The sequence below is a fragment of the Nonomuraea diastatica genome (assembly GCF_004349015.1).
In the GTDB taxonomy this organism is placed as follows: Bacteria; Actinomycetota; Actinomycetes; order Streptosporangiales; family Streptosporangiaceae; genus Nonomuraea; species Nonomuraea diastatica.
The window spans coordinates 1-26,766 of sequence record NZ_SMKP01000015.1; the positions used below are offsets into that span (position 1 = coordinate 1).

The following is a 26,766-nucleotide window of genomic DNA, read 5'->3' on the forward strand; positions in this document are numbered from 1 at the left end:
CGACGTGGTAGTCGCCGAACTTCACGTGCATCAGGCCCGGGACCCGAACGTCCGGGTCGGCGTCCTTGTAATAGTGAACGCCCTGGACCAGCGACGACGCGCAGTTGCCGACACCGACAATGGCCACACGAACCGAACCCATGCGGTTCCTCCCATCAATGAACGGAATGGCCACCATCCAAGTGCAGCGCAAAGGAGAATAGCCACCAGCGTGTCGGGTATCCGACATTTGCCACCTTGGGTGTTCTCCGGTCAGGTATCTCTCAATAAGATCCATCAATATCCGGAGAGGGTTGACGTGCCGGCGGCAGGAAATGCGCACGACTGCCGGAGAGAAAGACTGCACACCTTTCGCGCCCGCCGGAGCAGCGTCCGGACCGACCGGGCGGCTGACGGGCCGGGACCCACCACATCCTGCTCCTCGGGAAAGGACAAGACACATGGGGCGGTCGTCGCACGGCCCGAGGCCCGGCTTGTCGACCTCGCGCGCGCACGGCGGCGTCCTTCCCGCCGCCCGTGCCATCGCCGCCGCGCGCTGGCGGATCGTGCGGCTGCTTCCCCAGGCGGGATGGGCCGCGGTGCTGGCGACGGCCTCGTGCGCCGTGCTCCTCGGCATCCTGCCGGTGGTCTTCGTCCTGGCCGGCAGCCTCTTGCTGGGCGGGGTGGCGGAGGCCCGGGTGGATCCGGCCCGGTGGCCGTCGGTGGTCGCCGCCTTCCTGCTGGCGTCCGCCGCGTTCACCGTACAGCAGGCTCTCGCACCGGCGCAGAACGCGCTGTCGGAGCTCGTCGCCCGCCGGATCGACGGCGAGGCGTTCGACCGGCTGATCGCCGCTTCCCTGCACAGCCGCGGGATCGGTCCGCTGGAGGACCAGCGGCTGCTGGAACACCTGAACGTGGCCGGGTACGAGCTGGAACAAGGGGTGCACACTCCCGGCCGGGCGGCCGCGGGAATGGTGCACCTGGCCGGCCGGAACGTGCAGCTGGCCGGATTCGTCATCGTCATCGGCGTGGTCTACTCGTGGGTGACCGCCGCAGGAGTGCTGGTCACCGTTCTGGTCTTCCGGCACGCCCTGCTGAGCGGGCTGCGCTCGTTCACCGGCACGCTGCTGGCACAAGCGGCCGTGCGGCGCGAAAGCCGTTACCTGCGCGATCTGGCCATGCGGGCCACCGCCGCCAAGGAGATCCGGGTGTTCGGCCTGCTGGAATGGTTGCGGGATCGCTATCGCCGGGCATATCTCGCCTGGCTGAGGCCCGTGTGGCGGGAGCGGCGCCGATCCCTGCTCTGGCCGTATCTGCGCTACACGGTGTTATGCCTGCTCATCACCGCGGCGGTCGTGGTCTCGGCGGCCGTGGCCGGTGCCCAGGGGCTGACCGTGGCGACCCTGGTGCTGATCGTCCAGGCGGTGCTCACCGGGCTGCGCCTCGGAGAGTTCTCCCCCGAGGCCGACATGCAGACGATCGGCGGGGCGCGCACCCACGAAGCGGTGCGGGCCTACGAGCGAGGGGCCGCCGCGTACGACGTCGACGAGCGGACGAACCCGCATGACGAGATCGCCGACCCGCCCGCTCCGCGGGAGGACATCCGTTTCTCCGGGGTGTCCTTCCGGTACAGAGGCAGTGAGCGGCCGGTCTTCCGGGATCTCGACCTGCGCATTCGCTCGGGGCAGTGCACCGCGATCGTCGGGTTGAACGGCGCGGGGAAGACCACGCTGGTCAAGCTGCTCACCCGGCTGTACGAACCGGACGGAGGCGTGATCACGGTCGACGGCGTCGACGTCCGGCGCTTTCCCGTGGAGGCCTGGCGAGCCCGGATCTCGGTCGTCTTCCAGGACTACATCCGGTACGAGGCCACCGCCGCCGAGAACATCGGTTTCGGCTCCGTGCGGCACGCCGGCGCCCGCGAAGACGTACGCGACGCCGCCGGGGAGGCCGGCATCCTCGGCACGCTCGATGCGCTGCCGGGCGGGCTCGACACCCCGCTCACCCCGCACATCGTCGGCGGCACCGATCTGTCCGGCGGGCAGTGGCAACGGGTGGCGCTGGCCCGCGCGCTCTTCGGCCTGCGGCATGGCGGCGGAGTGCTGGTGCTCGACGAGCCGACGGCGAGCCTCGACGTGCGCGCCGAGGCACGCTTCTTCGACGAGTTCGTCCGGCTCACCGGCGGCGCGACGACCATCATGATCTCACACCGGTTCTCCACGGTCCGGCGTGCCGATCACATCGTGGTGCTGGAGAACGGCCGGGTGAGCGAAGAGGGCTCCCACCGGGAGCTGCTCCGCCGGGGTGGCCGGTACGCCGGTCTCTTCCGGCTGCAGGCGGCCCGGTACACCGGCGGTCCCGCCCGCAGGCCGTTCGACGGTTCGGGGGTGCCGACGTGAGGGATCTGCCGATGGCCGCGATCCGGTTGCTCGGCCTGTCGTGGCGGCAGAGCCGCAGCAGAACCGCCACGGCGACGGGTTTGATGCTGGTCAGCGGTGCCGCCATGCCACTCGCCGCGGCCTGCCTGCGCCGGCTGATCGACTCGGCACAACTCGGCCGGGTCACCGAGGCGGTGGTCGCGGGCCTGTTGATCGCGGTGCTGCTCATCGCGGCTCTCACCTTGGCGCACTTCGCCCATCTCGCGTACTTCGAACTCGCCGAGCTGAATCTGCTGCGTTACGACGAAGAGTTGATCAATCTCGTCAACGGATCCCCCGGCTTGCAGGCACACGAGGACCCCGCGCACGCTGACCGGTTCACCATCGTGGAGCAGGAGGTCCAGCAGACCCGCAACGCGTTGCAGGCCCTGATGTCCCTGGCCGGGCTCGCCACGGGCATGACGCTCACCACCGTCCTGCTGGTGGCGCTGCATCCGCTGCTGCTCCTGCTGCCCCTGGTCTCCATACCGCCGCTGTTGGCCGGCCGCCGTGCCGAGCAGCGGATGGATCGGGCACGCAAGGCCGGCGCGGCACCGACCCGGCTCGCGCTGAACCTGTTCCGCCTCGCCACGAACGCCGGCTCGGCCAAGGAGTTGAGCGTTCTCCGGCTGCGCAGCGAGATCCGGCGCCGCCACGCGCACTTGTGGGCCGGGACGACCGCCCGCCTGTGGCAGGCACACTGGCGCGGCGCCCTGCTGCGGGCCGCCGGTCAACTGGTGTTCGCCGCCGGATACGTGGCGGCCGTGGTGCTGGTCGTCCGCGAGGCCGCCGCCGGACGGAGCACGGTCGGCGACGTGGCCCTGGTGGTCATGCTGGCCGCCCAGGTGAACAGCCAGGTGGCGCAGGTCGTCGCGCTGGCGCCCGATATCCAGCGGCTGACCGGGGTGGACCGCCGGCTGGCCGAACTGCGTCAGGCGATCGTTCCCACCCCGGAGATCGGCCGGTTCGCCCCCGCTCCCCCGCCGCAACGGTTGACGCGCGGTATCACTTTGCGTGGGGTGTCCCTCTCCTATCAGGGCACCTTGGCGTTACGCGAGGTGGATCTCCATCTCCCGGCCTCCGCCACGGTCGCCATCGTCGGCGAGAACGGCGCGGGCAAGACCAGCATCATCTCGTTGTTGTGCGGGCTCCACCCGCCGGCCGAAGGACAGATCCTGATTGACGGCACCCCTCTGGACCGCATCGCGCTGGACGCCTGGCGCGCCCGGATAGCCGTCGGGTTCCAGGACTTCGTCCGGTACGAGTTCACGGCCCACCAGTCGGTTGGCGTGGGCGATCTGCCCCGTATGGACTCGGAAGAGGCGGTGCTGGCCGCGCTCGCTCGTGCCCGCGTCGGCGACGTGATCCCTCAACTCCCCGGCGGGCTGGGCACACGGCTCGGCAAAAGCCACGCCGACGGCATCGAGCTCTCCGGCGGCCAGTGGCAGAAGCTGGCCCTGGGGCGCGCCTTCATGCGCGAACGTCCCTTGCTGCTGGTCCTCGACGAACCCACCTCGGCGTTGGACCCTGAAGCCGAGCACGCCCTGTTCGAGTGCTACGCCGCTCAGGCGGCGCGCACCGCCGCCGACGGCGGGATCACCGTGCTGGTCTCGCACCGGCTCTCCACCGTGCGGGTGGCCGATCTCATCGTCGTGGTCTCCGGCGGGCGCATCGCCGAAAGCGGTGACCACGCCACCCTCATGCGCAAGGGCGGTCTGTACGCGGAGCTGTACGGCATGCAGGCACGGTCCTACCGGTGAGCGTGCGGCCCAACGCCGTTCTCCTCGCCCGAAGATTGTCGGCGTTCGGGGCGTGCCGCGGCATGTCACGTAAACCAGGGACTGTCCTGGGCCGATCCGTCCGCCTTAGAGGTAGAGACATGACGTCCTGCGCACCCTCCGGAGATCGCGGTCGTCGCGGTGGAGCGTCCCTGCGGAGCAACAGTGATGAGGTGGATCGGCTTCGTGAAGGTCCTGATGGTGTCTCCGCTCTACCACCCGTACGTGGGGGGAGCAGAAACGCACACGAGGTCTCTGGCCGAAGGGCTCGCGCGTCTGGGGCACGACGTGGGGGTGATCACCGACCGTGGACACGCCGGTCAGGCGCCCTTCCAGATCCACAACGAGGTGATGATCGCTCGCACCACGGCGTTCGGTCTCAAGGACCCGGCGTCCCGGGAGGTCGTGCGCTGGGAGGTCGGCTTGTACGAGTTGCTCGACGACGTCGGGCGGTGTCTCGAGCGCCTTCGCGCACACGGTCATGGGGACGCGGACGTCGTGCACGCCCAGGGGCAGGGCGCCTATCTGCCCGGTGCGGTGCTCGCCAGAGAGTTGTCGGTGCCGCTGGTGGTCACCTCGCATGAGACGTTGCCCTTCGACGACAGGCTCGGCAGGTCCAGGTCACAGGTTCTGCACACGTTCCCGGAGATCGCCAAGGTGATCGTCGGCAGCGAGTTCTTCCTGCGCCAGGCGCTGGCCTCGGGAGTCGAGCGCGACAGGATCAGCTTCGTCCCCTACGGGCTCGACGCCGACCACCAGGAACCAGCGGCCACGCGCCTTCCCGACGCTCCCCTCCGGATCGTCTCGGTGGGCAGGTTCAAGCCGAGGAAGAACCAGCTGGCCCTGGTCGAAGCCGTGCGGAGGTTGCGCGAGGAAGGTCTGCAGGTGCGATGTGCCCTGGTCGGGCGGTACGACGCGTCCTCGAAGGACTACTACGACACGGTCGTGAACGCGATAGCGAAAGCGGAGCTCAACGACCACGTCACGGTGCTGCAGGACGTCGACGACGCGGGCCGCAGGAGGATCGTGGCGCGCAGCCATCTCGTGGTGCAGCCGGCCGAGTACGAAGGATTCGGCCTCGCGGCACTGGAGGCGATACTCGCCGGCTGCGTCACCATCGCCGCGCCGAACGAGGGCTTCCAGGAGATCTTCGGCCGCCACTCGCCGCTCCTGGCACCCGACGCGACGGGGGCCGGCCTGGCGACGAAAATCCGCGAGGTGCTGGCGGATCAGGCGGCGTACGCGGCCGAGTCGGCTCGGCTGCGCGAGATCGTCAGGTGCCGGAACAGCGTCGACAACTGCGCCAGGCGCACCGCGGCCGTCTACGAGGAGCTGACGGCCGGCCGAGGCTGACGGTTCCTGCCCGGCCTGGCGTGTGACGGCTTCTCGCCGTCGTGCCGACCGCGCCTCGGCGGAAGGTCGTGTCCATGCTTTATCGAGTCCGCGAGGGTTGAACATGAACGGGACAACGAGATCCGGTACGAGAGCCGATGGCGACGGCATCCGCCTGTCGGTGGTCGTCATGACCCACCGGGACCGCCTTCCGCTGGCCGAGCGGCTCGCCGGCGCGCATCCCGAGCTCGGCATGAGGATCGTGCTCGATCCGCGGCCGGACGGCCCTCCTGGCTCTTTTCGTACCGCGCGGGCCGCCTGGTCGGCCGTCTTGCCGGCCGCCACACATCATCTGGTGGTGCAGGACGACGTCGAGCTGTGCCGCGGATTCACCTCCGCCCTGCGCGGCGTGATCTCCGCCCGTCCGCGCGACGCCATCAGCCTGTTCGCCGAATGGGGGTCGCGAACCTCCCACGGCCTGCGGATCGCCGCGCTCACGGGTCGCGCCTGGGCGCAGGTGACCGACACCTATGTGCCCTCCCAGGGGCTCGTCCTCCCCGCCGAGGTGGCACGGTCGGCGGACGCCCACCTGGCGCGTGCGGAAGCCGACGGCGAGCCCGACGACATCGCGCTGCTCGCCTATCTCCACAAGGCCGGGATCGACTGTCACGCGTGCGTGCCCAATCTGCTGGAGCACCAGGACGTGCCCAGCCTGGTGGGAAACAACGAGATGGGTGTGCGCTCCTCGGTCTGCTCCTTTCCCGACGGACCCGACCCCGCGGAACTGGCCCTCCTCGCTCAGGGCGATTCGGTGAGCGACATCGACTTCATCCCCTACTTCTCCTGGACCGAGGGCAGCGCGCACTTCTGTGTCCGCGCCCCCGCGGGTGCCGCCGAGTGGCACCGGGTGCCGGCCTTGCGCGTGTTCACGGCGCGGGGGGTGCACCGCGATCGCCTTGCCGGGGCTTTCGGCGAGACGATGGCGGGCCTGGAGGCCGAGGAACTGCTTCGCGAGCGCATCAGTCCCATCCTTCTCCACCAACTGTGGCTGACCGGAGTGGCGCACGGTCTCCGCATCGCCGAGCTGACGGGGACGACGACGTTCCCGCCACCTTCCAGAGCCGCTCGACGCGCCGTCGAGACGATGGGCACGGGCGCCCTGCGCAGGTTCGTCCCGCCGCAGCACATGCCCGGGCTTGAACCGGCTCTCGCCGCGTTGACGAGGGGCGCACTCCGGTTCGGCGGCACGCTCGCCTCGTCATGCGGCCCGGTGCCCGGCTACTCCTCCATCGCCCAGGGCATCGGCTCTATCGCATCGAGCCCGATCCCGGCGAACTGACGCTCTCCGCCGTCCATCATGGCGAGCATCACCTCCAGCGCGTGCAACGCGTGCCGGGCCGGCAGCCGGGACGGACGTCCCTCGGCAGCGGCATGCGCGACCTCCGCGACGCCGCGCGAGAAGTCCATGACGTGGGAACCACGGTAACGATGGGCGAAATCGCACTCCCGGACCAGCGGATACGGTACGGGCTCCGACAGTCGGCGCCGCTCCGGGAGGACGTCACGGCGGAGGTGCACGGGTGAGCCGAAATCCCACGCGTCCCGGGTCGTCAGCGCGCCTTCGTCGCCGACCACGAGCAGCGAGTGGTCGGCGGGCGCGACGATGCTGCACGTGAGGCGGGCGACCACGCCGCTGTCGAAATGCAGGCACCCGCTGACGAAGTCCGGAGCGGCCGAGTCGACCTGCGGCACGTTCCGCACGACGTTCGTCGCGAACGAGCTGACCCGTGTCACCTGGCCGAACATGGCGATGAGCAGGTTCAGGTGGTAGCCGGAGTGTTCGAGCACGCAGCCCGTGCTGAACTCACTGCGGTAGGGCCACGGCGCGCCGGACGGGCTGCGCCACGTCCGGAAGCGCATGCGGTGGATCGCCCCATCGTCCATGGACGCGTACACCAGTTGCGGCCGGCCGATGTCGCCTCGCCGCACGGCCCGCCAGACCGTCTGCGCCGTCTCTCCGAGCAGGTTGCAGGGTGCCACGCTCAGCACGAGCTCGCGCTCCTCCGACAGCCGGACCAGCTCGGCTCCTTCCGCGGCGGTCATGGCAAGCGGCTTCTCCGAGTAGACGTGCTTGCCGGCCAGCATCGCGGTCCTGCTGACGTCGAAGTGACTCTCCGGGCTCGTGAGGTTCACCACGACCTTGATGTCGTCCTGCGCCAGCAACTCCTCGACGCACCTGTAGAGAGGCAACCCGTGGTGGGAGCTGAAGACCTTCGCGCGTTCCCCATCGCGATCGCACACCCCGCCGATGGACAGCTCGGGATGATTCGCCATCGTGGTCACGTAGTAGTCGGCGGCGAACCCGCACCCGATCAACGCCACCTGCGTGGCGGTCTGCGTGGACATCGGCTCAACCTTTCTTCGTGTTGCGAGCGAAAGGAGCGACGATCTTCCTGATCTCCGCGACCGCGCCCCAGTCGTCGTCTCCGTGGGCGACGACGCTCAGGAGTTCTCGTAGGTGCAGCACCGGCATGCGGTCGCGCCAACCGCCGGCCAGTTCCGCCTCCTCGGCGTACACGGCGAAGAACCGCTCCGATTCGGGCGGGCGCGGAGAGCACCAGAGCATGCTGAGATCGGACTCCGGCCAGGTGTAGGACACTGCCGGATCGATCAGGACCGGGTTTCCGTACGGATCGGCGAGGATGTTCTCCCGCCACAGGTCGCCGTGGTTGAGCGACGGCGGTTGCGGCGGGATCAGCTCCGGCAACGCGGCGCAAAGACGCTCGATCGCCCGGCGGTCGTCACGGTCGAAGGCCTTCTCCGCCAACGGCTCGGGAAGCCAGCGGAGAATGCGCCGCTGAGCGAAGAAGGAATGTCCGTCCTCATCCCATGCGTTTTCCTGACGCATCCTGCCCAGCCAGCCGTCGCGGTGCCAGCCGAACCGGGTGCCTGCCGTCGAGCGATGCAGCCTGGCCATCGTATGCGCGAGCTGTTCCCAGAACAGCTCGCCATCGCGTCGCGGGTGCATCGGTTCGAGCACGAGAAGGTGCGGCGTGACCTTGACGACTCCGGGAGTGGGCACCCCGCCGAGCTCCCCGAGCGCCCGCAGGCCCTCCGACTCCACTTGGAAGACGTCGGATCCGTCACCCCGCAGCGTTTTGGCGAATATCCGGACATCATCCTGCAACTCGGCCATTCCCGCGACGGCGACCACTCCGCCCGCCGCGACCTCCAGGGAATCGACGTCGAATCCGGCTTGGCGCAATCTGCCGGAAAGGAGCTTCATATCGCCTGTAGAACCCATTCGATCAGCTCTCTCTGACGTTGCCACGGATGGGCGATCGGCTTTCCTCCGGCACGTGCCAGGCTGTCTGCTGAGAGGTGGGCCGTACCGAGGAAAGGGCGGCCCGGGTTTCCTGCGGCGCAGCGGACACCTCATCCCGCGCATATCCGGTGAGTCCGAGCACGGGATCGGCAGCGCCGATCTCCTCCAGGGCGCGCAGGGCGGAACGTACGTCGCGATCCGGCGAGCGGCCGGTCAACGCCTGCCGCACCGCCGCCCGCACGCCGGGCGATATCCCACGTCGAGCCGCCGCCCTCTCGAAGAGGGGAGCCTGCAATTCCGGCTGAGGGTTGCAGCAGTCCCATGCGCTCAGCAGAGCGCGCACCAGCAAGGACAGGCGCTCACGGACCGCCGGACGGCCGTTCGCCCCGCCCAGCTCCTGTACCGCACGAGCCGCCGTGAACAGCGGCCACAACTCGATGTGCGCCTCCTCCATCTCCTGCGCGAACAGTTGGGATCCGGGCTGGAGGTCGCGTTGGCCATGCAGGGCGTGCATTCCCTTGGCGATCTCGGGCGACACCGGCGGCAACGGCCCGCCCGGGTGGGTGAGCAGGCTCCTGAGTGGCTCCTCCCAGGCTCGCAACAGCCGCGTGGGCATGACCAGGACGGACAACTGGACCGGAGGGTGGATCAGGCCATGAGGTTCGATGGCCGGCTCGGCCGGCTCCTCCGCCCGCTCGGCGAGGGCCACCAGTTCCACCGGCCCGTCGGCACGGCCCAGGTCGTCGGCGAGCCCACCGCCGTAGAACACGCGCGTGCCGCCGAGGCTCGGACGTAACGACTCCACCAGGGCGTGGGCGTCGAGGCGCCAGTGGGAGACAAGGAGATCGAGCGGCAGGAACCCGTCATCGGGAAAGGGGTCCATGTCAGATCTCTGCACAGGACGCGATCCTCGGCAGGTGCCGAGCGACCTTCTCGAACGCCTCGCAGTACCCCTCCACCAGCTGCTCCTCGTCGGAGAAGGTGAAGGTCGGCAGGCTGAGCGAGGTACGCCACAACTCCTCGGCCACCGGGAAGTCACCACGTTTATACTCCGGCACCCGGATCGGCGGAGCCGCACGGCGGAGCGGCACGCTGCCGTCGGTGAAGAACGGCAGCAGATGCAGCGGCCGTGAGCCGGGAGGATGCACGTCGAGCCCTTCGCAGGCCAGCGCTCTGGCCACCTTCTCCGCTCCGGCCTCCAGCCATTGCCCGGACAGCCGGAGCTTGAACCCGTAGTACGCCCCCCGATCGCAGCCGGGCCGCGTGGCAGGCGGGATGAGCCCCGGAATGGAGGCGAGGCCGGCGGCGAGCCTGCCGAGCAGCCGGGCACGGTCGGCGATGCGCATCTCCATGGCCAGGGAGCTCTCCATCGCCAGCGCGGCGGCGAACGGATGCATACGATAGTTCAGCCCGAAGCCCGTGCCGGAAAAACGGCCGAGCGAGCTTTCGATGTCCTGCTCGCATCGCACGCGGAAGTGGCCGAGCAGACACGCGCGTTCGTGTGTCTCCTGGTCCTTTGACGCCAGCAGGCCGCCCTGGCCCGCGTACACGATTTTCGCGCCCTGGAAGCTGAAGGCCGCCGCGTCGCCGAACGTGCCGACCTCGTGCCCGTGGTAGGTGGCGCCGTGCGCGTGGGAGCAGTCCTCCACCACCCACAGACCGTGCCGGCGGGCCAGCTCCAGGATCGGCGTCATGTCGCAGGGATGGCCCCAGAGGTGGGTCACGACGATCCCGGCCGTCCGTGGTGTGATCGCGGCGGCGAGCGCGGCGGGATCGATGTTCCCCGTGTCGGGTTCCGCGTCGCAGAGGACCGGTGTCGCCCCTAGCTGGACCAGCGGCATGACCGTCGCCAGGAAGGTATTGGTGGGGCAGAGCACCTCGTCACCTGGTCCCGTGCCCAGCGCGAAGAACGCGGAGTGCAGGGCCGCCGTGCCGGAGGACATGCCCAGCGCGCGCCGCCCCTGTAACCGGCCGGACCAGAAATCCTCCAGCCTGGTCAGCACCCCTTCCCGGCCGTAGTAGGAGGTCTCTCCCTTCTCCAGCAACGCCAGCACCGCCGCCTTGTCGGCGTCCGACAGCCGGGGCCAGGTGAAACGGTGCGGCGGTGCGATCACGGGCTCTCCGCCGAAAACCGCTGGTTTCTCTGTTGTCTTCGGCTCGTCCGGGTTCAACGGGCTCACCTCACGCTCCTCATCTCGGCACGCCACTTCGTGGCCAGCGTGGCCAGGCTCCTGCGCGGCCTGTATCGGGTCATGGACTGCAACTTGCTGGAATCCACCGATCGTCCGACCCGCGGCGGCAACGACCACCCCCGCCGGGCGACCTCGTCCACGAACCCCGGCAGATGTTGCTTGAGGACTCCCCTGCAGTCCTTCCCCAACGCGAGCCTCGCTTCAGTGGGCAGTGGCAGATCGCTGGCCACGCAGTAAACGCCGCAGGGCAGCCGGGGCGCCTCGCAGACAGCGACGAACGCGTCGGCGGCGTCTTCGAGATCGAGCCCGGTGGACAGTTTCCGCAGCTGATAGGAGCTCTCGTCTTCGCGGTAGAAGCGTCCCAGACGCAGGGACACGCCTTCCGCCGCCGAACCCACGGTGGAGGCCACGATCGATTCGGCCGCGAGCTTCGCCGTGGCATACGGGTTGTCCGGCATGGGAGCCCGCTGCTCGTTCAGGATCATGGCGTCATCGCCGGGCGGGCTGCCGGGGCCGTACAGTGCGGTCGTGCTGGCCAGCACCACCCGCTCGGCTCCTACCGCCATGGACGCGGCGCAGACCTGCCAGGTCCCTTCCACGTTCGAGCGCCAGATGTCGGGAATCCGCATGCCCTGCCGCAGGTGCAGTCCGTGCAGTCCCGCCAGGTGCAGGACCACCCGGCTCCCCTCCAGGGCGCGGCGCAGGACGCTCTGCGCTCGGGTGGACAGCAGATCCAGCTCGACCAGCCGGATCCCGGGCGACGGGCCGTGCAACCACGCGGGGAAGCGGGTGTCGATCAGTGTCACCGCGTACCCGGCCGCGCTCAGTCTTCTGCCCAGTTCGCCGCCCAGGCGGCCACCGCCTCCTGTGATCGCTATTCCGGAGCGGTTCATACGCCGTCATCCCGTTCCAGCGGCCAGTGCTCGTCCTCGTACGGGTCGGGCAGCGCGACGGCCTCCCGCACGCCGCCCGTCCTGAAGGCGACCCGGTGGCGGTATCCGGCGTCCCAGGCATACCGGACGAGTTCTCTGTACCGGTCCGCCGCCTGGTCCGGGTAGTGCGCGTCACTCGCCAGGGTGATCGGCACGCCGGCCGCGTGGGCCATCCGCAGCAGGGACGGCGCCGGATAAGGCTCCGCGACCTCGTAGCGCAGTCCCGCGCTGGACACCTCCATCGCGATCTCGTTCCGGCTCGCCGCCCGGACGAGCCGCTCATAGAGGTCGAGAGGTTCCTCCACGCATCGATGCCCGAACTTCTTGACGACATCGGGATGCGCGAGCACGTCCACCGAACGTGACTCCGCCAGTTCGGTGACCAGGCCGAAGTAGTCCTCGTAGGCTCGTCGGACGCCCCGCCGCTCGAACTCGTGAGCGACCGCCGGGTGATCGACCGACCAGGCGCCGATCCAGTGCACCGATCCGATGAGGAAGTCGAAGGGATGTCGCCGCAGCACCTCGGCGATCACGTCCTGATAGGCCGGGAGGAAGTCGACCTCCAGCCCCAGCAGCACGGGCAGGCCTCGCTCGCGGGCGGCGGTCACGGCACTCACGTAGCGATCGAGGCGGAGGTTGAGATCGTCGTAGTAGTACTGCCGCGAGTGCGCCACCAGATCCCCGGACTCGCCGGTCTCCCAGAAGTCCGCTATGGCCGGCTCGAAGTCGGCGAACCGGTGCAGGTGCTCGGTGAAACCCACCTCGGTGGCGCCACGGGCGAGCGCTTGCTCAACGTACGCCTCGACGTGCTCTTTGGGATAGACCCCAGGAGGGGGGCTTCCTGGCCGCGGTACGTGTGGATGAAGGTGAACGTGGTAATCCCCCAAGGCAACCCCCATCGGGTCAGCTACCGAACCGGATCTCGTAGTGGGACAAGGTCTGCAGGAGCTCTCGCTCGGCGTCGATGCCGGCCGCCGCGGCGAAGCTCAGGACGGCGAAGAGCACGTCCCCATACTCCGCGCGGACGTCGACGGGCAGCTCGTCGTGCGGCCCGGCAGACGTGTCCAGCCGGTAGTCGTGATGTTTCAGGTAGGCGCCTGCCAGCTCACCCAGTTCGGCGCAGGCGTCCAGCAGGGCGGCACTGGCGGGAACCTGGATTCCGTGCCGCTCCCTGAGAGCCTGCACCGCGGCTTGCAGAGCGTTGACGCTGTTCGACGATGGCGGAACGGCAGCCGATGACATGGGACACCTCCCGGAGGATGGCGGCTTACGCGGTCGCGGAGGAGACGGCCGATCGGCAGCCGCAGGAGGGATCGTCGGCGAGGCCGGGCGCGAGAACCTTCAGGGCATGGCGGATGCGGTCGAGCCCGCGGCCGAACTCCGCGGCGACCGCGTGATGCGACACGGGCTCGGTGGCCGAGTCGCCGACGCAAGCGTCGTGGTCGGTGACGTAGCAGAGGCTGACGTAACACATCTGCAGCTCACGCGCCAGCACGACCTCCGGGTAGATGGTCATGTTCACCAGGTCCCAGCCCTGCTTCGAGAACCAGGTGCTCTCCGCCCGGGAGGAGAATCTCGGGCCTTGGATCACCACCACCGTTCCGTCAGCGTGGACTCGCTCCTGCAGGTCGAGCAGTCTCCCGTGGGCCGTACGGCGCATCCGCTCGCAGAACGGATCCGCCGCGCTGATGTAGACGACCTCACCGTCGCCGGAAAAAGTGTCGGGCCGCCCCCAGGTGCGGTCGACGAACTGATCCACGAGGACCATGTCTCCACGCCTGAGGGGCGTTCTCAGGCTGCCGACGGCGTTGACCGCCACCACCTGGCGGGCGCCCAGGGCGTGCAGCGCCCAGAGGTTCGCGCGGAAGGGAATCTCCGCGGGCAAGAGCGTGTGGTCGACGCCGTGACGTGGGAGAAAGGCGACTCGCCTGCCGCCGAGTTCGCCGACCTGGATGGCCGCGCCGGGAAAACCGTAGGGCGTTTCCGGGCGGACTTCCTCCGCGTTCTGAAGAAGATGGTAAAGGCCGGTTCCGCCAATGATGGCCAGACTCGCGTTCATAAGGTCGGCGCTGCCCACCGGTCCTCCCAAGCCGTCGTGCGTGGCGTTATGACTCACCAGGCCATGGTTGACGGTCACCGTCGGCAAGACATGTCACGTAAACAGGTGACTGGCCGCGCCACGGCGGTGCGCCGTGACGTGACCGGCCGCGACGACGGGGATGAGACATCGGTTTGGCTTCCAGCCGGCTGCGCTCGAAGGGGCATGAGCTTCGGGACGGACGTCATTCGCCCCCCACCACCTGACCGAGCAGCGCCGCCTTGGTGAGCTCGGCCTTGTTGCCCGCGCCGAGCTTGGCACGGATGCGTTTGACGTAGGTGTCGACGGTGTGCTGGCTGATACCCAGCCGGGTGGCGATCTGGCCGTGGGTCAGCCCTCGCGAGATCTGGCGCAGTACCTGCTTCTCGCGCCCGGATAACGACGGGCTCGTCGCGGTGGAAAGGTCCGCGGGCGTGCTGCCGTCACCATGGGGGACGGTGCCCGCCACCGCTTGGCGTATCGCTTCGATGAAGACCTCCTTGGACGCTGATCTGCTGATGATCAGACTCACCCCCGCCTCGGTGAACGACGCGTGGTCTCGCGCCTCCCCTGACTGCATCACGATGACTGGCATATGCCTGGCGAGCAACGCGATGTGGGAGAGCACCTCTCCCGAAGGCAGGGCCTCCGGGTCGAGGAGGTAGGCGTCCGCCAGCAACGGCATGCGGGTGGTGGGCGATGTGCCCGCGTCGAGAACCTTGATGCCCGCGTCGGTGAGGACCTCGACGAGACCGGCGAGGAAGATCGGTGAGGTATCCAGAATTCCAACTCTGATCATAAAACCCCCATCGAGCGAACCGTCATCGGTGCCTCCGGGCATTTCCCGGCAGGAAAGTCGGATGAGAGAGGGGTGCCGGCCGAAGGGACGTTCGTCGTCTATATGAGGGTCGGGGAGTCTGCCGGGGTGGTGCTCATCGCACCGGCGCTTGCATCATGGCCGGCGAGACGCAGCCCGCGTGCCCGCGTTCATGGAAGGGCGACCCGCAATCGAGGACCTTTCTGCGGTGGGCCGAGAACGGGCTCGGCCTTTGGCGTTCTCCTTTCATTGAAGCAACCCCCGGTATGTTTTCGGTATGCACCGGCTACACCGGCCCCTGCTCCGCCGGGGCCCTGGCCAACGTCGTCGTCGCGAACCCGCCCGGACTCGCCCGGATCGTCAAACGCCTGCCGCCACACCGCGGCAGTGACCACGTTCCTGCTCCACACAGGTTGGATGCGCAGAGTCCGTGGTCGTGATGTGGCGTCCGGCGACGAACTCCTCGCTCAAGGGAAACGAACGCTACTGGTTCGGGCAGGGGCACAAGGCGGGCGGCCGCAAGGGCTGCAACACCTGGAAGGCTCCGACGCCAAGGTCGCGTGATCGGCTCCAAGGAGCTGCTGGAAAGGGATGCGCCCGGTCTGGGATCCTCGGGCGTTGTCGTCCACGTCGACGGGCCTCCCAGCTGCGCTGACGACCCGCCCGAAATTTCCTGACCTCCTCGGCCACGCCGACCTGGCGGACCTGCCCTGGGTGAAGTCCTCCACCCGGGGCAGCGTGGAGCGCGGCTTATCCTTGGGCTGGGTGGCCGAGGGTGCCGCCAGGTCGGTCAACGGCGGTGCAGGGTGAACCAGTACGTCGGCACGGTGTTGGTCCCGGGCGTGACATCGGTGAGGTCCCAGCCGGTGAAACGCGTACGCATCTCATCGGCGGTGACACCGCTCCAGCCGTCATCGAAGCCTTCCGGGCCGTACCCGAACATCAGCAGCCGCGCTCCTGGCACGGCACGGCGGGTGACCCCGGCGGCGTAGGCATCCCGGCGGTGGCGGGGGATGCCGCAGTAGCAACTCAGGTCGAAGAACAGGCTGAACCCGTCACCGACGGCAAGTTCGTTTAGCCGGGTCACGTCGCCGCAGAGCAGCTTCGCCCGTTGGCCGGCGGCGTCGGCCTTGGTCCTGGCCTGCTCGATGGCGCGGTCGATCAGGTCCACGCCCACCACGTCCCAGCCGTGGCGGGCGAGGTAGACGGCGTTCGTGCCGGTGCCGCAGCCCAGGTCGAGTGCCCGCCCGGGCGGCAACGCATCCGGCCCCTCCACCGTGTCAGCCAGTTCGGGAGCCGGAACACCGTTGTCCCACGGTGGCCTGCCGGACGTGTAGTAGGCCAGCAGCATTTCCTTGACGGCGACCTCCTGGCCCTCGTCGTCGTCCCTTCCCTGGCTGAAGTGCAGCCACGCCGCGCGCTCCAGATCCACTGCCGCCTCCCCTTACTAGAGTTGATTACTAGAGATCGCATCTAGATATACATTCCAGCTCGGCGGTTGTCCAGCCTGGCGATCGGGAACGATCACCGGTTGGCGTGTCGGACGCTCGCGCCACCACCGGCAGCAGGCTTCCGACGCGCCTGGCCAGGCGCGTCGCGCCCGCGCCACGGGGGCGCAGCCTGGGCCTTCGCGACGCGAAACGGCTATCTGGTCGTGGCGGAGGAGACGCGGTACAAGTTCGAGGGACGACTGGCCGGACGAATGACCGGACAGCGATGGAGGCACCAGCCAGCGGTACCTACGCCAGGAACCACGTCCTCAACCCTCGATCGGCGGGCCATGCGGGCTCGAGATCGGCGACGCGGCCGCCCTCGTTCTCCCACGCGGCTGAGCTGTCGTGACCTCGCATCTCCTCGTCCTGGCCGGTGGGGTGGAGGATGTCAGCAGGACCGACGCCGACCGTGCCCGCGGCGGCGGACGTGAGGGCTGCCATGGCCGGATCGTTCGCGGTGCCAGGTGGGATGACCAGCACACTGATGGGCGCGGTTCCCTCGATGGACAGGGTGATCAGATGCGGGTCGGCACTGCGGAATGAGCCCACTTTGACCTGCCGCCCGCGGGCGGTGACGCGGCGCGGGATGTGATCCCACACGTCGTGATACAGGCCCACGCGCAGGACGGCTCTGCCGAGCCGCTGCTCGATGGCGGAGATGAGGTCGGGGAGTTCGGCGGCGGCGTCGCTGGAGCGGGGCCACCACGCTCCGTCGACGGTGCCCCTCCGGTCAAGGACGGGATTCAGCCTGAGCCTGATCGCGGAACGGGCCGTGGCGACCGCAGCGGTGCCCGGGTTCGACGGTGTGGGCGGGGAGACGAGTGCTGTCATCTTGTTGCCTGGCCTGCCAGGCCCTCATCGAAGGCCGAAGTGGTCTATCGCCGCGGGCGACGCCAACCCGAATGCCAACGCACGGAATGTCCTCGGTATTTTTGTTGTACCTCTTTCTGCGACGCACGGGAGAGACATTGAGTCGCCATCGGCAAAATCGGTGCTGTTATCGAATGCGGAGATAACCAGGTCGGTAATTTCTTGTTTCCGTTCTCGGTCCGGAAGAGCATCCTCGAATCAGGCCGCGTTGCGGCCTTGAACGCCGGCCGGACATGGTCCCCCGGCGACGACGGATCCACGGGCCTTCGAGGCGAACCCCGAGGGCTGCCGAAGGGAAGCACTGTGAGCCTGACCGGGAAGATCAAGTCAAAGACGTGGGCCATCCAAGGCTGGATCATGCTCCACTTCGGCCGCGCCACCGGAAACCAGCACTTGGAGTCGAAAGGCGCGGCAAGCAGGCCGGAGAAAACTCTCAGGCGGCGCGGCAAGCAGATCAAAGACATGTTCAGACGCTGACCGCCGACCCCCGTCAACAACCTCGACGGAAAACGATAGATATGCCGGCCCGCGGGCCGGCATATTGCCGCTTCGAGCGATCAGCAAAGAGCTGTGGCGCCAGATTCTGCGGCCCGCCCGCAAGTACTCCGCGCGACCGGTAGCAGGAACGCGGCGCCGGACAATCCGACCGGGTTGGTGATCAGGAAGATCAGCGGGCCCGCAGTGAGCCCGGTGGCTCCGGTCCGCCGGCTCACCGGGCGGCGGCCGCGCCTCTGGTGGTGATCAGGTCAAGCGGTTGCCGGGAGGCTCGCGGTCGCGGCGGCGCCTGGCATCGCGGCCGGACGGAGCAGCCGGGTTGAGCGGTGGCAGATCGTCGATGGCGTCCTGACGGCTGCGGGCGGTCGACTGGCTCCAGCGTGACCTGACGTGGAGCAGGGGCAGCAACAACCCGAGGGCGCCACAGAGCATCAGGATAACGCCCGGGACGCGCAGGTCGATTCCGCTTACCGACCCCCCGGCCAGGGCAAAGGTGAGGATGGCGCCGAAGCCGATGACCGCGATGGCTCCGGCGATGGCCATCCAGCGGCCGGGGCGTGAGCTTCGGAGAGCGCCTGACGCTCTCATCGACGACCGGTCCGCTGGTTCGAGCATTGGACGGGGATGAGGTTGCGGGCGAGCAGCAGGACTGCCGCGCTGACGGCGGCGCACCGCCAGGTGGACAGGTCGAAGAACCCTTGGACGCCGGCGACGTGCGACGGGGCCGGCATTCTGGCCAACGCTCCGGAGACCGGTCCCGGGATGATCCAAGCGATGGTACCCATGGCCGCGCTCCTCTGGCGGTGCATCGATGTCTGCACGTGATCAGTCTTCCCTGACCGGTCGAAGCAGCGGGCCGGCGGCCGCATGATCACCGCTGCCGACGGTCAAGCTTGTTCTCCTCCAGCTGACACCCACGCGGTCCGCGCCGAAACAGGCGATTCGAAAAGGATCCATCTCCAGAACCGATCACCAGGCTTTCGTGGTGCGCAGCGTCCAGTCCCCGCGCCTCAGACAACCTCATCGCTGTGGCCGGTGGCACTCGGAGCACCTTCGCCGGGCGATGACCCGGTGGCTGGACCGGCGGGTTCCAGCCAATCGAGCCGCTCGGCCAGCCTCCGGGCGCTGTTGATGACGGTGGCGATGTGAGGAGAGGGATTGGCGTCGTGCCAGAGCAGCGACCAGGGGTGGTGCATGGCAGGTTCGGTCAGAGGCCGCCAGGTGGTGCCCGGCCGGCTGGAGGTGCGGAAGGAGGAGGGGACGCAGTAGACGCAGCGGTGCTGGAGTACGAGGTCGGCGGCGGCGCGGCTGCTCTGCACGGTGCCCTCGTAGATGGTGGGCGTGAATCCAGCTTCGCGGCACAGTGTGATGACGAACTGGTTGAGCTCCGGTGACTGTGCTTCTTCGCCGAGCAGCAGGACTTCGTCGGCGAGAGCGGCGACGGGTACGTCGTCGAGGTCGGCGAAGGGGTGGTCGTCGGGCACCAGCACGCCGAGCGGATCGAGTCTTATGAGTTTGGAGGTCACCTCGGCCGGAAGCCGGGTAGCAGATCCGATGGCGATGTCCAGGCGGCCGTCGGCCAGTTGCCGGTACTGCTCGGTGGAGCCCGCTTCGACCTGATGGATGGTGATATCGGGGTGGTTGCTCTGGAGCTCGCGAAGGATCTGCGGCATGGTGTCGTAGCCGGCGTCGATGATGCCGACACGCAGCGTCGGCGCTGAGGCGACGGCGTTGCGCGCGGCCTGCCCGTCCCGGCCCACGTGGTCGAGGATCTGACGCGCCTCGATGAGGAAGGCTGCGCCCGCCGAAGTCAGATCGACGTGATGGGTGGTACGGTCCAGCAGTCGTACCCCCACCTCGCGCTCCAGCCGCTGGATCTGCTGGCTCAGCGCGGACTGCACGATGTGCTCGCGGGCGGCCGCCCGGCCGAAGTGCAACTCCTCGGCCAGCGCCACGAAATAGCGCAGCTGACGTAACTCCATGCCCACCACCCCTGCCTGCCTGGGCGGCGCCGAAACGGGCCGTCTCCCCCAATCTAGGTGCTTCGTGAAGTGTGGCGAGAGGCTCGTTGGATCGGAGTTCCCTGCAAGCGATCTTCGCGTACATTCCCGCAGGATGAACAGGCCACGCGGGACGAGCGCACCGCGACGCCGACGGCCTCGCCCGGCCACCAGGTCGATCATGACCACCGCGACACTGGTGCGCCGCCATGGCCGGCAACGAAACCGGAAAGCAGGGATTGCCGCAGTGCGAAGAATGCCTGGTCCTCGGCCTGATCTGGACTCGCCTGGTGGCGTGCCTGACGTGCGGCTGAGTGGCCTGTTCCGACGATTCGCCACGCACCCACGCCCGCAGCATTACCGGGAGACCGACCATCCGGTGGTCACGCCACTGGAGCCGGAGACGACCTGGCGCTGGTGTCACGTACACGAACGGACCGTGTGAGCGCCGCCCGCCGTGGCCACTTTTTTGTGGGTACTTGTCGACCGGGCCGGGGCGGCCTGAAGCTTGGTCGTGCGGGCCGAAGGGCCCTCACATCCGGATAAGACGGGGAGGCCGGCGATGTTTCAGGAAACCGCTTGGGACGACTCGGCCAGCTTCTCCAGGCGGCGATGGCCCCAATCGGAAAGTGGTGCCAGCGCTTCGGAGAGCTCACGGCCGAAGGAGGTCAGCGAGTACACCGTCTTCAGCGGCCGTACGTCGTAGACCTCCCGGTGGACCAGTCCGTCGGTCTCCATCTCCCGCAACGTCTGAGTCAGCACCTTCTCGGTGAGTCCCGGCAGCCGCCTGCGTAGCTCGCCGGGGCGGTGCGGGCGGGACTCCAGGAGCCAGAGCAACGCCGTCTTCCACTTGCCGTCGATAACCGCGATCGCCGCGGTCACTCCGCACACGTTCACATCCTGAGCGCGGCTGCGCGTCATCGCCATCCCCCATTCATCACCGTTCACTCATTGTCGAGGAGTTGAGGCATGACCTCACACGCTGAACAGTCTGCCGTCACCGTGCTCGGTCTGGGGCCGATGGGCCGGGCCCTGGCCGGCGCCTTCCTGGAGGCCGGCCTACGGACCACGGTCTGGAACCGGACGCCGGGCAAGGAGCAGGACTTGGTCGAGCGGGGCGCGATCAGCGCTCGATCGCCCGAGGAGGCGGTCGGTGCGAGCGGTGCGACCGTGGTCTGCGTGCTGAACTACGACGCGGTGAACGCCATCGTGCGGCGTGACGTGGTCGCCGACACGCTCCACGGGCGCACTCTCGTGAACCTGACCGCCGACACCCCCGACCGGGCCCGGGACACCGCGTCCTGGGCGGCCGAGCACGGCATCGGATATCTGGACGGTGCGATCATGACGCCGACCACGACCATCGGAACGCCGGCCGGGGTGTTCCTCCACAGCGGTCCCGAGAAGCTCTACCTCGAGCACCGGCCGATGCTGGACACCTTGGGCGGCACCCACACCCACCTCGGCGAGGACGTCGGCAGGGCGGCCGCGTACGACATCGCCTTGCTCGACATCTTCTGGACCGCGATGGCAGGTTACGCACATGCGCTGGCGGTGGCCCGAGCCGAGGGGATCACCGCGCGGGAGCTGGCGCCGTTCGCCAAGGGCATCGGCACGATCCTTCCGCCGATCTTCGACGAGGTTGCGAAGGATGTCGACGACGGCAGGTTCTCCGACGACATCAACCCGATCACCTCGGCGGTGTCGTCCATGGCCCATATCGTCCACCTCTCCGAGGCCCATGGCATCGAGGCGGGCGTGATGCGCGCGGCCGAAGGACTGGCGCGCCGCGCCATCGGACGGGGTCTCGGCACCGACGGGTTCCACCGGATCACCGATCTCCTCAACCCTCTGTGAGGTGCACCGGGACACCGTCCTGAACCGCTCCGGATGACGGTTCGAGGGCGGCCCCGATCGGGTGGGAACCCATCGGCAGCGATGCCCGGGCGGCCTGTGACCAGGTCGCCCGGCCGCCGGCAGCGCAGCCGTGGACGTCATGGCCCCGGACCGCGTTGCGCATGTGAAGACGACCACACGAGAAGGTCTTTCGGGAGAACGGCCTGGTCTGGCTCCGTCATCGTCTCGACGCGTGCGGCGCGGCCAAGGCCCGCCTTACGACTCGTACGACCCCCACCGTGGCAACCCGCCCGGCCGGTTCGGTGCGTCAGCCGCACCGGACAGCCGTGGACGGGGTCGAGCATGCGGCCGTCCGGCTCGCGGTGTCGCCCGTGTCCGGTGTGCCGGCGGGGGTCTCAGGCGGGAAGCGCCGCCCGGCCGAGGAAATCTCTGATCAGCCGGGTCACCTCGTCGAGAGCGCTCTCCAGGAGGAAGTGACCGCCTTCGAGGAGGTGGATCTCGGCCTCGGGCACGTCGGCGGCGAAGGCGCGGGCGCCGTCGGGGCCGAAGATCTCATCGCCCTTGCCCCAGACGGCGAGCAGCGGTGGCCGGCGTTCGCGGAGGACTTCGTGCAGGCGGGGGTAGAGCGGCGGGTTGGTGGCGTAGTCCAGGAACAGGGCCAGTTGGACACGGTCGTTGCCGGGGCGGGAGACCAGGGCGAAATCGTGGTGCCAGGTGTCGGGGCTGACGAGGGTCTCGTCGGGCACGCCGGTGACGTACTGCCATCTGATCGCATCGATGGTGAGCGCCTGCCGGACGGCCTTTTCGGTCTGGGGGGTCTGCTCGCGGTGGTAGTCCCAGACGTCCGTCCAGAAGCCGGGCACGAAGCCGGCTTGGTAGGCGTTGCCGTTCTGGGTCATGATCGCCGTGATGGCGTCCGGGTTGTCCAGGACGAGCCGCCAGCCGATCGGGGCGCCGTAGTCCTGCACGTAGATGGCGTAGCGGGAGACTCCGAGCTGGTCCAGCAGGCCCGCCGTCAGCCCGGTGAGAGCGTCGAAGGTGTAGTCGAAGTCTTCGACGGGCGGCGCGTCGGACAGCCCGAACCCCAGGTGGTCGGGAGCGATGACGTGATAGCGGTCGGCCAGTGCCGGGATGAGCTCGCGGAACATGAACGAGCTGGTCGGGTAGCCGTGCAGCAGGACGAGGGTGGGCGCGTCCGGGGATCCGGCTTCGCGGTAGAACAGCCGCCGGCCTTGCACGGTCGCGTAACGGTGGTGGACGTTCACCATGGCTAACCCCTTTGATCTGATTGAATGGTTAGACTGAAGCAAATGAGATTCTAACCTGTCAAGTACCGAATAGGGGTTAGGGGATGTTCGAGACGGTGACATGGGCGGACGAAGACGTGCTGTTGGACCTGCTCAACAGCACTCCGGTCGTCGACGGGGCCCGCCAGGACCTCCTCGCCGATCCGGCCGAGGCGCGCGCCTGGTTGCGGCAACGGGGAGGCGACGGGTCACCTCAGGAACGCGACGCCGTCCGGCAGGTCAGGGACACCTTGCAGGGGATCCTCCACGGCGACCGGCCGGGGAGCGCGCTGGGGCCTTTCCTCGACGGCGCCACCTACCGCCCGGCCATGTCGGAGCAGGGCGTGGAATGGTCACTCGACGCACCACCCGGGCGGGCGATGAGCGTCAGGGTGATTCTGACCTGGGACGCGCTGGAGCGGACGCGGCCCGGGCGGCTGAGGCCCTGCGCGAACAGCGAGTGCAGGCTGTTCCTCCTCGATCGCAGCAAGACCAACAGGGCTCGCTGGTGCTCGATGGCCGTGTGCGGCAACCGGATGAAGGCCCGGCGGCACTATCAGCGCACGCACCAGCCGCCGGCCGGCTGAAACGGGCCCACAGCGGCCTCACCCGCTTCGAGCCGCAGAGGACCCATCTTCTCGTAGCCGCACGCACACCGCGTACGGCGCGTCGTCCTGCTCTCCTTCCATCCCTTCGGCCGTGCCGCAGGTCCGGATCTCGCCCGCGTACCGCATGCCGATGCGCTCCATCACCGCACGTGAACGCACATTGTGACGGGCCGTGCACGACACCACGGCTCGCGCCCCGAGGACGTCGAAGGCGAACGCCAGCCCGGCACGGCCGATTTCGCAGGCGTACCCGCGCCCCCAGAATTCCCGCCGCAGCGCCCATCCGATCTCGAGCCAGTTCGCGTGCGCCACGAACGGGCGGCGGGCCTCATGCGCGACGCGCACCCACGGCTCTGCCGGAAGGAACGCGTAGATCTGACCCCAGTCGTCGTCGACCGGCGTGCGTGACAATCCGCCGCGACCGACGACCTGGCCGCTCATGCGGTCGTAGGCGATCCATTTGTGCACACCGTGGAGGCGCCACGAGTCGCCCATGAACGCCGCCGATTCCTGCGCCCGCTCGAAGCTCGGCTTGCCGCCGCCGTACCACGGCCACACCTTTTCGTCGCCGTGCACAAGCCAGAGGTCAGGAGCGTGAGCGGGACCGGCCGGTTCGAGCCGCAGGCGCGTGGTGAACCGGACGTCGCCGGCCAGTGGCGGGTCTGCCATGCAACGCACCGTCCCACGACGGATGTCGATGCCGCATCTGCATTTTCGCGGCGGGCGGCGCCGGACGACGAGACCCTGGCCGGCTTCCCTTCGCGGGCGCGAGTCGTATCCGCCGCTGAGCACTCCGCTGTCCGGCGCGGGGCTCCTGAGCATTTCGACGAACGTTTCTACACCTTCCTGCACGATGCCACGACCGATCCCGGGGGCGATGTCATCGGCGTCTCTGCGCCGGCCTTCGCCGTCAGAGGCATCGGCCATCTGCCTGGTCACGGCCAAGCTCTCAGCCGGCACGGCCCCTCGCCGCCGGGTGACGACGTGAAAGTTTCACCCTTGATTGACAGAGGGAAAGCGCTTTCCTACGGTGTGGTCGTCCGCGACGACGAAGGTGGGACGAGAATGAGACGAGCAGTCGCGTTGCGATTCCATGCGGCCCTGGCCGCGCTGGCCACTGCGGCCGCGGTCGGTGTGGCGTTACCGATCACCCAGGCGTCGGCGGCGGCCGGCACCGCCACCGGCTACGCGACCGGCAACGGCGGGACCACCGGCGGTGCGGGCGGGCAGACGGTGAGAGCCACCACCGGCACCGCGATCCACGCGGCCCTGTGCGGCCGGGCCAGCAGCAGCACCCCGATCACCATCGAGGTCGAGGGGACCATCAATCACGGCAACACCAGCAAGGTGTCGGGCGACAGCTGCAACACCGCCGACAGCGTGATCGAACTCAAGCAGATCAGCAACGTCACGATCATCGGGGTCGGCAACGGGGCCGTCTTCGACCAGCTGGGCATCCACATCCGTGAGGCCCGCAACATCATCATCAGGAACGTGACCGTCCGCAACGTCAAGAAGTCGGGCTCGCCCACGTCCAACGGCGGCGACGCCATCGGCATGGAGAGCAACGTCCGCAACGTCTGGGTCGACCACGTCACCCTGGAGGCCTCGGGCGGGGAGTCGGAGGGCTTCGACGGCCTCTTCGACATGAAGAACGACACCCAGTACGTGACCCTGTCCTACAGCATCCTGCGCAACTCCGGCCGCGGCGGGCTCATCGGGTCCAGCGAGAGCGACCGCTCGAACGGCTACGTCACCTTCCACCACAACCGGTACGAGAACATCGACTCCCGCACACCCCTGCTGCGTGGCGGCATCGCCCACATCTACAACAACCACTACGTGGACCTTCACGAGTCCGGCATCAACTCCCGGGCCGGGGGCCGCGCCAAGGTGGACAACAACTACTTCGAGGACTCCAAAGACGTCCTCGGCACCTTCTACACCGACGAGGCAGGATACTGGCAGGTCGGCGGCAACATCTTCGACAACGTGACCTGGTCGAGCCCTGGCGACGAGAACAACCCCGCCGGCCCCGACCCGCAGTCCAACACCTCCGTCAGCATCCCCTACTCCTACGCCCTCGACGGAGCCAGTTGTGTGCCGGACATCGTCCGGCAGACGGCGGGTGCCAACAAGGGACTGCTGGAGTCGTCAGGCAACTGCTCCGCACCGCAGGAACCCACGACGCCCCCGACCACGCCCACCGACCCGCCGACCACGCCGCCCAGCGGCACTAATCTCAGCATCGGGGCCGGCTCCGACGGCTCCAGCAAGGCCGGCGGCACCAGCTACGGCAACGTGCGGGACGGCAACATGAGCACCTACTGGTCGCCGACCGGCTCGACCGGTGACATCTCGGTCAAGTGGAGTTCCCCTACGACGGTCTCCAGGGTCGTCATCCGTGAGGCGTCGGGCTCCGCGGGCGCCATCGGATCCTGGCAGCTCGTCAACCACGGCACCGGGGCCGTCCTGAAATCCGGCAGCGGGGCGGGCACCATCACCTTCACCCCGACCTCGCTGAGCAAGATCACCTTCCGAATCACCGGCGCGACCAGCACGCCGAGGGTCGCCGAGTTCGAGACCTACGCCGGATAGCGGCCCCGGATCTACGCCCTCTTCGCTCGATACCGCCCCGGTGTGGTGCCGAACTCCCTCTCGAAGGCGTGTGAGAGTGCGTACGGGCTGCCGTAGCCGACCCGTCCGGCGATGGTGGCCAGGGTGTCCGGGGTGTCGCGGAGCGAGATGGCGGCAAGGGTCAGGCGCCACCACGTGAGGTACGCCATCGGAGGGCGGCCGACCAGGGTGGTGAACCGGCGCGCGAGGGTGGGACGGGAGACGCCCGCCTCCGCGGCCAGGCGGTCGTTGCTCCACGGGGCGGCCGGGTTGGCGTGCAGCGCCCGCAGGGCGGCGGCCGTCACCGGGTCGCCCAGTGCGCGGGGCCAGGTTTCGCAGGTGGCCTCGGTCATCCAGGAGCGGACGATGTCGACGAGGAGGAGGTCGAACAGGCTCGGGAGCGCGATGGAGGAGCCGGGCCCGCTCTCGTCGAGCTCGCCGGCGAGCAGGTCGATCGCAGCGCGGAGTTCCAGGTGGCTGCCCACTCGGTGGGGAAGGTGGACGACCTGGGGCAGCTCGGCCATGAGCGGGTGCAGGCGGCTGCCGTCGAGCCGGTACTTGCCGCAGAGCGCGTCCGTCTCGTCGGGATCAGGCAGGACTCGCGGTCCTGTCCCCGCAACCCGTTGCGTGAACGGCAAGGACGTCTACTGCACCGACGCCAGGCAGCGGTGACCCCGCGGTCACCTCGTCGG

The 26,766-nt window shown here is 68.6% G+C and carries 27 protein-coding genes and 1 pseudogene; 9 read left to right on the top strand and 19 right to left on the bottom strand.

Translation table 11 applies throughout. The annotated features are described in order from the left end of the window. Window positions 1–142, bottom strand: a pseudogene (locus tag E1294_RS55580) (inositol-3-phosphate synthase); the annotation flags it as partial. Between the two features lie 298 nt (window positions 143–440). Here E1294_RS55580 and E1294_RS07420 point away from each other — a divergent pair. The 4 genes from E1294_RS07420 (at window position 441) to E1294_RS07435 (ending at window position 6,845) form a co-directional block, all read left to right on the top strand. Next, window positions 441–2,378 (top strand): ABC transporter ATP-binding protein, encoded by a 1,938-nt coding sequence (locus E1294_RS07420; RefSeq protein WP_132506118.1) that lies wholly within the window; start codon window positions 441–443, stop codon window positions 2,376–2,378. Continuing rightward, window positions 2,375–4,156: an ABC transporter ATP-binding protein gene (locus E1294_RS07425; protein ID WP_132506120.1), complete on the top strand. Its 1,782-nt coding sequence runs from the start codon at window positions 2,375–2,377 to the stop codon at window positions 4,154–4,156. The genes E1294_RS07420 and E1294_RS07425 overlap by 4 nt, the downstream gene beginning before the upstream one ends. 186 nt (window positions 4,157–4,342) lie before the next feature. Then, the gene (locus E1294_RS07430) at window positions 4,343–5,527 is read left to right on the top strand and encodes a glycosyltransferase family 4 protein (RefSeq protein ID WP_132506122.1); all 1,185 of its coding nucleotides are present in this window, start codon (window positions 4,343–4,345) and stop codon (window positions 5,525–5,527) included. 103 nt (window positions 5,528–5,630) lie between these two features. Next, complete coding sequence (locus tag E1294_RS07435; protein ID WP_132506124.1) at window positions 5,631–6,845, top strand: hypothetical protein; 1,215 nt, start codon at window positions 5,631–5,633, stop codon at window positions 6,843–6,845. Here the strand turns inward: E1294_RS07435 and E1294_RS07440 are convergent. The 9 genes from E1294_RS07440 to E1294_RS07480 form a co-directional block, all read right to left on the bottom strand. Next, window positions 6,785–7,912 (bottom strand): Gfo/Idh/MocA family protein, encoded by a 1,128-nt coding sequence (locus E1294_RS07440; RefSeq protein ID WP_132506126.1) that lies wholly within the window; start codon window positions 7,910–7,912, stop codon window positions 6,785–6,787. The two genes, E1294_RS07435 and E1294_RS07440, sit on opposite strands and share 61 nt — an antisense overlap. A gap of 4 nt (window positions 7,913–7,916) precedes the next feature. After that, the gene (locus E1294_RS07445) at window positions 7,917–8,837 is read right to left on the bottom strand and encodes a fructosamine kinase family protein (RefSeq protein WP_246082869.1); all 921 of its coding nucleotides are present in this window, start codon (window positions 8,835–8,837) and stop codon (window positions 7,917–7,919) included. After that, window positions 8,815–9,729: a hypothetical protein gene (locus E1294_RS07450; protein ID WP_132506130.1), complete on the bottom strand. Its 915-nt coding sequence runs from the start codon at window positions 9,727–9,729 to the stop codon at window positions 8,815–8,817. The genes E1294_RS07445 and E1294_RS07450 overlap by 23 nt, the downstream gene beginning before the upstream one ends. After that, window positions 9,716–10,945, bottom strand: a complete 1,230-nt coding sequence (locus E1294_RS07455) for a DegT/DnrJ/EryC1/StrS family aminotransferase (RefSeq protein ID WP_165977142.1) — start codon at window positions 10,943–10,945, stop codon at window positions 9,716–9,718. The genes E1294_RS07450 and E1294_RS07455 overlap by 14 nt, the downstream gene beginning before the upstream one ends. 62 nt (window positions 10,946–11,007) lie before the next feature. Continuing rightward, window positions 11,008–11,916 carry an NAD-dependent epimerase/dehydratase family protein gene (locus tag E1294_RS07460; protein WP_132506134.1) on the bottom strand — a complete coding sequence of 303 codons (909 nt, stop codon included), beginning with the start codon at window positions 11,914–11,916 and terminating at the stop codon, window positions 11,008–11,010. Next, window positions 11,913–12,854: a histidinol-phosphatase gene (locus E1294_RS07465; protein ID WP_132506136.1), complete on the bottom strand. Its 942-nt coding sequence runs from the start codon at window positions 12,852–12,854 to the stop codon at window positions 11,913–11,915. Before E1294_RS07465 ends, E1294_RS07460 begins: the two co-directional genes overlap by 4 nt. Window positions 12,855–12,858: 4 nt before the next feature. Further along, on the bottom strand, window positions 12,859–13,197 hold the full coding sequence (locus E1294_RS07470) for a hypothetical protein (RefSeq protein WP_132506138.1): 339 nt from the start codon (window positions 13,195–13,197) through the stop codon (window positions 12,859–12,861). A gap of 25 nt (window positions 13,198–13,222) precedes the next feature. Beyond that, window positions 13,223–14,092 (bottom strand): MTAP family purine nucleoside phosphorylase, encoded by an 870-nt coding sequence (locus tag E1294_RS07475; RefSeq protein ID WP_246082874.1) that lies wholly within the window; start codon window positions 14,090–14,092, stop codon window positions 13,223–13,225. A 145-nt stretch (window positions 14,093–14,237) separates the two neighbouring features. Beyond that, a complete protein-coding gene (locus tag E1294_RS07480; protein ID WP_132506142.1) occupies window positions 14,238–14,873 on the bottom strand; it encodes a response regulator transcription factor in 636 nt (211 codons plus the stop codon). A 567-nt stretch (window positions 14,874–15,440) separates the two neighbouring features. Here E1294_RS07480 and E1294_RS07485 point away from each other — a divergent pair. Next, on the top strand, window positions 15,441–15,659 hold the full coding sequence (locus tag E1294_RS07485) for a hypothetical protein (RefSeq protein ID WP_132506144.1): 219 nt from the start codon (window positions 15,441–15,443) through the stop codon (window positions 15,657–15,659). Here the strand turns inward: E1294_RS07485 and E1294_RS07490 are convergent. Together E1294_RS07490 and E1294_RS07495 are read right to left on the bottom strand one after the other, a co-directional pair. Continuing rightward, window positions 15,640–16,281 (bottom strand): class I SAM-dependent methyltransferase, encoded by a 642-nt coding sequence (locus E1294_RS07490; protein ID WP_246082871.1) that lies wholly within the window; start codon window positions 16,279–16,281, stop codon window positions 15,640–15,642. The genes E1294_RS07485 and E1294_RS07490 overlap by 20 nt on opposite strands. 307 nt (window positions 16,282–16,588) lie before the next feature. Beyond that, window positions 16,589–17,173 (bottom strand): DUF5994 family protein, encoded by a 585-nt coding sequence (locus E1294_RS07495; RefSeq protein WP_132506146.1) that lies wholly within the window; start codon window positions 17,171–17,173, stop codon window positions 16,589–16,591. A 342-nt stretch (window positions 17,174–17,515) separates the two neighbouring features. Here E1294_RS07495 and E1294_RS52500 point away from each other — a divergent pair, with 342 nt between their 5' ends. Further along, window positions 17,516–17,689, top strand: a complete 174-nt coding sequence (locus tag E1294_RS52500) for a hypothetical protein (RefSeq protein ID WP_165977144.1) — start codon at window positions 17,516–17,518, stop codon at window positions 17,687–17,689. A gap of 264 nt (window positions 17,690–17,953) precedes the next feature. On the opposite strand, the gene E1294_RS07500 is transcribed toward E1294_RS52500, so the two are convergent. The 4 genes from E1294_RS07500 to E1294_RS07520 form a co-directional block, all read right to left on the bottom strand. Beyond that, window positions 17,954–18,250, bottom strand: a complete 297-nt coding sequence (locus E1294_RS07500; protein WP_132506148.1) for a hypothetical protein — start codon at window positions 18,248–18,250, stop codon at window positions 17,954–17,956. 41 nt (window positions 18,251–18,291) lie between these two features. Then, window positions 18,292–18,492, bottom strand: a complete 201-nt coding sequence (locus E1294_RS07505; RefSeq protein WP_132506150.1) for a hypothetical protein — start codon at window positions 18,490–18,492, stop codon at window positions 18,292–18,294. Between the two features lie 225 nt (window positions 18,493–18,717). Next, window positions 18,718–19,689 (bottom strand): LysR family transcriptional regulator, encoded by a 972-nt coding sequence (locus E1294_RS07510; RefSeq protein WP_165977145.1) that lies wholly within the window; start codon window positions 19,687–19,689, stop codon window positions 18,718–18,720. 585 nt (window positions 19,690–20,274) lie between these two features. Then, on the bottom strand, window positions 20,275–20,598 hold the full coding sequence (locus E1294_RS07520) for a winged helix-turn-helix transcriptional regulator (RefSeq protein ID WP_425465195.1): 324 nt from the start codon (window positions 20,596–20,598) through the stop codon (window positions 20,275–20,277). A gap of 78 nt (window positions 20,599–20,676) precedes the next feature. Here E1294_RS07520 and E1294_RS07525 point away from each other — a divergent pair, with 78 nt between their 5' ends. Beyond that, window positions 20,677–21,564 carry an NAD(P)-dependent oxidoreductase gene (locus E1294_RS07525; RefSeq protein WP_132506156.1) on the top strand — a complete coding sequence of 296 codons (888 nt, stop codon included), beginning with the start codon at window positions 20,677–20,679 and terminating at the stop codon, window positions 21,562–21,564. A gap of 395 nt (window positions 21,565–21,959) precedes the next feature. Here E1294_RS07525 and E1294_RS07530 read toward each other — a convergent pair whose 3' ends face one another. Continuing rightward, on the bottom strand, window positions 21,960–22,832 hold the full coding sequence (locus tag E1294_RS07530) for an alpha/beta fold hydrolase (protein WP_132506158.1): 873 nt from the start codon (window positions 22,830–22,832) through the stop codon (window positions 21,960–21,962). A gap of 83 nt (window positions 22,833–22,915) precedes the next feature. Between E1294_RS07530 and E1294_RS07535 the strand changes: the two genes are divergently transcribed. Further along, window positions 22,916–23,437 (top strand): CGNR zinc finger domain-containing protein, encoded by a 522-nt coding sequence (locus E1294_RS07535; RefSeq protein WP_132506160.1) that lies wholly within the window; start codon window positions 22,916–22,918, stop codon window positions 23,435–23,437. Between the two features lie 18 nt (window positions 23,438–23,455). Here E1294_RS07535 and E1294_RS07540 read toward each other — a convergent pair whose 3' ends face one another. Beyond that, the gene (locus E1294_RS07540; RefSeq protein WP_132506279.1) at window positions 23,456–24,127 is read right to left on the bottom strand and encodes a GNAT family N-acetyltransferase; all 672 of its coding nucleotides are present in this window, start codon (window positions 24,125–24,127) and stop codon (window positions 23,456–23,458) included. Between the two features lie 396 nt (window positions 24,128–24,523). Here E1294_RS07540 and E1294_RS07545 point away from each other — a divergent pair, with 396 nt between their 5' ends. Continuing rightward, window positions 24,524–26,056 carry a pectate lyase family protein gene (locus E1294_RS07545; protein ID WP_132506162.1) on the top strand — a complete coding sequence of 511 codons (1,533 nt, stop codon included), beginning with the start codon at window positions 24,524–24,526 and terminating at the stop codon, window positions 26,054–26,056. An 11-nt stretch (window positions 26,057–26,067) separates the two neighbouring features. On the opposite strand, the gene E1294_RS07550 is transcribed toward E1294_RS07545, so the two are convergent. Further along, window positions 26,068–26,712: an AraC family transcriptional regulator gene (locus E1294_RS07550; RefSeq protein WP_220447610.1), complete on the bottom strand. Its 645-nt coding sequence runs from the start codon at window positions 26,710–26,712 to the stop codon at window positions 26,068–26,070. Window positions 26,713–26,766 lie beyond the last annotated feature (54 nt).

Bases quoted from the DNA above. Each gene is read 5' to 3' on its own strand.
- E1294_RS07420 (WP_132506118.1), top strand. From the start codon at position 441: ATGGGGCGGTCGTCGCACGGCCCGAGGCCCGGCTTGTCGACCTCGCGC.
- E1294_RS07430 (WP_132506122.1), top strand. From the start codon at position 4,343: ATGAGGTGGATCGGCTTCGTGAAGGTCCTGATGGTGTCTCCGCTCTAC.
- E1294_RS07435 (WP_132506124.1), top strand. From the start codon at position 5,631: ATGAACGGGACAACGAGATCCGGTACGAGAGCCGATGGCGACGGCATC.
- E1294_RS07440 (WP_132506126.1), bottom strand. From the start codon at position 7,912: ATGTCCACGCAGACCGCCACGCAGGTGGCGTTGATCGGGTGCGGGTTC.
- E1294_RS07460 (WP_132506134.1), bottom strand. From the start codon at position 11,916: ATGAACCGCTCCGGAATAGCGATCACAGGAGGCGGTGGCCGCCTGGGC.
- E1294_RS07465 (WP_132506136.1), bottom strand. From the start codon at position 12,854: ATGGGGGTTGCCTTGGGGGATTACCACGTTCACCTTCATCCACACGTA.
- E1294_RS07470 (WP_132506138.1), bottom strand. From the start codon at position 13,197: ATGTCATCGGCTGCCGTTCCGCCATCGTCGAACAGCGTCAACGCTCTG.
- E1294_RS07480 (WP_132506142.1), bottom strand. From the start codon at position 14,873: ATGCCCGGAGGCACCGATGACGGTTCGCTCGATGGGGGTTTTATGATC.
- E1294_RS07485 (WP_132506144.1), top strand. From the start codon at position 15,441: ATGCGCCCGGTCTGGGATCCTCGGGCGTTGTCGTCCACGTCGACGGGC.
- E1294_RS07495 (WP_132506146.1), bottom strand. From the start codon at position 17,173: ATGACAGCACTCGTCTCCCCGCCCACACCGTCGAACCCGGGCACCGCT.
- E1294_RS07500 (WP_132506148.1), bottom strand. From the start codon at position 18,250: ATGGCCATCGCCGGAGCCATCGCGGTCATCGGCTTCGGCGCCATCCTC.
- E1294_RS07505 (WP_132506150.1), bottom strand. From the start codon at position 18,492: ATGGGTACCATCGCTTGGATCATCCCGGGACCGGTCTCCGGAGCGTTG.
- E1294_RS07510 (WP_165977145.1), bottom strand. From the start codon at position 19,689: ATGGAGTTACGTCAGCTGCGCTATTTCGTGGCGCTGGCCGAGGAGTTG.
- E1294_RS07525 (WP_132506156.1), top strand. From the start codon at position 20,677: ATGACCTCACACGCTGAACAGTCTGCCGTCACCGTGCTCGGTCTGGGG.
- E1294_RS07530 (WP_132506158.1), bottom strand. From the start codon at position 22,832: ATGGTGAACGTCCACCACCGTTACGCGACCGTGCAAGGCCGGCGGCTG.
- E1294_RS07535 (WP_132506160.1), top strand. From the start codon at position 22,916: ATGTTCGAGACGGTGACATGGGCGGACGAAGACGTGCTGTTGGACCTG.
- E1294_RS07540 (WP_132506279.1), bottom strand. From the start codon at position 24,127: ATGGCAGACCCGCCACTGGCCGGCGACGTCCGGTTCACCACGCGCCTG.
- E1294_RS07545 (WP_132506162.1), top strand. From the start codon at position 24,524: ATGAGACGAGCAGTCGCGTTGCGATTCCATGCGGCCCTGGCCGCGCTG.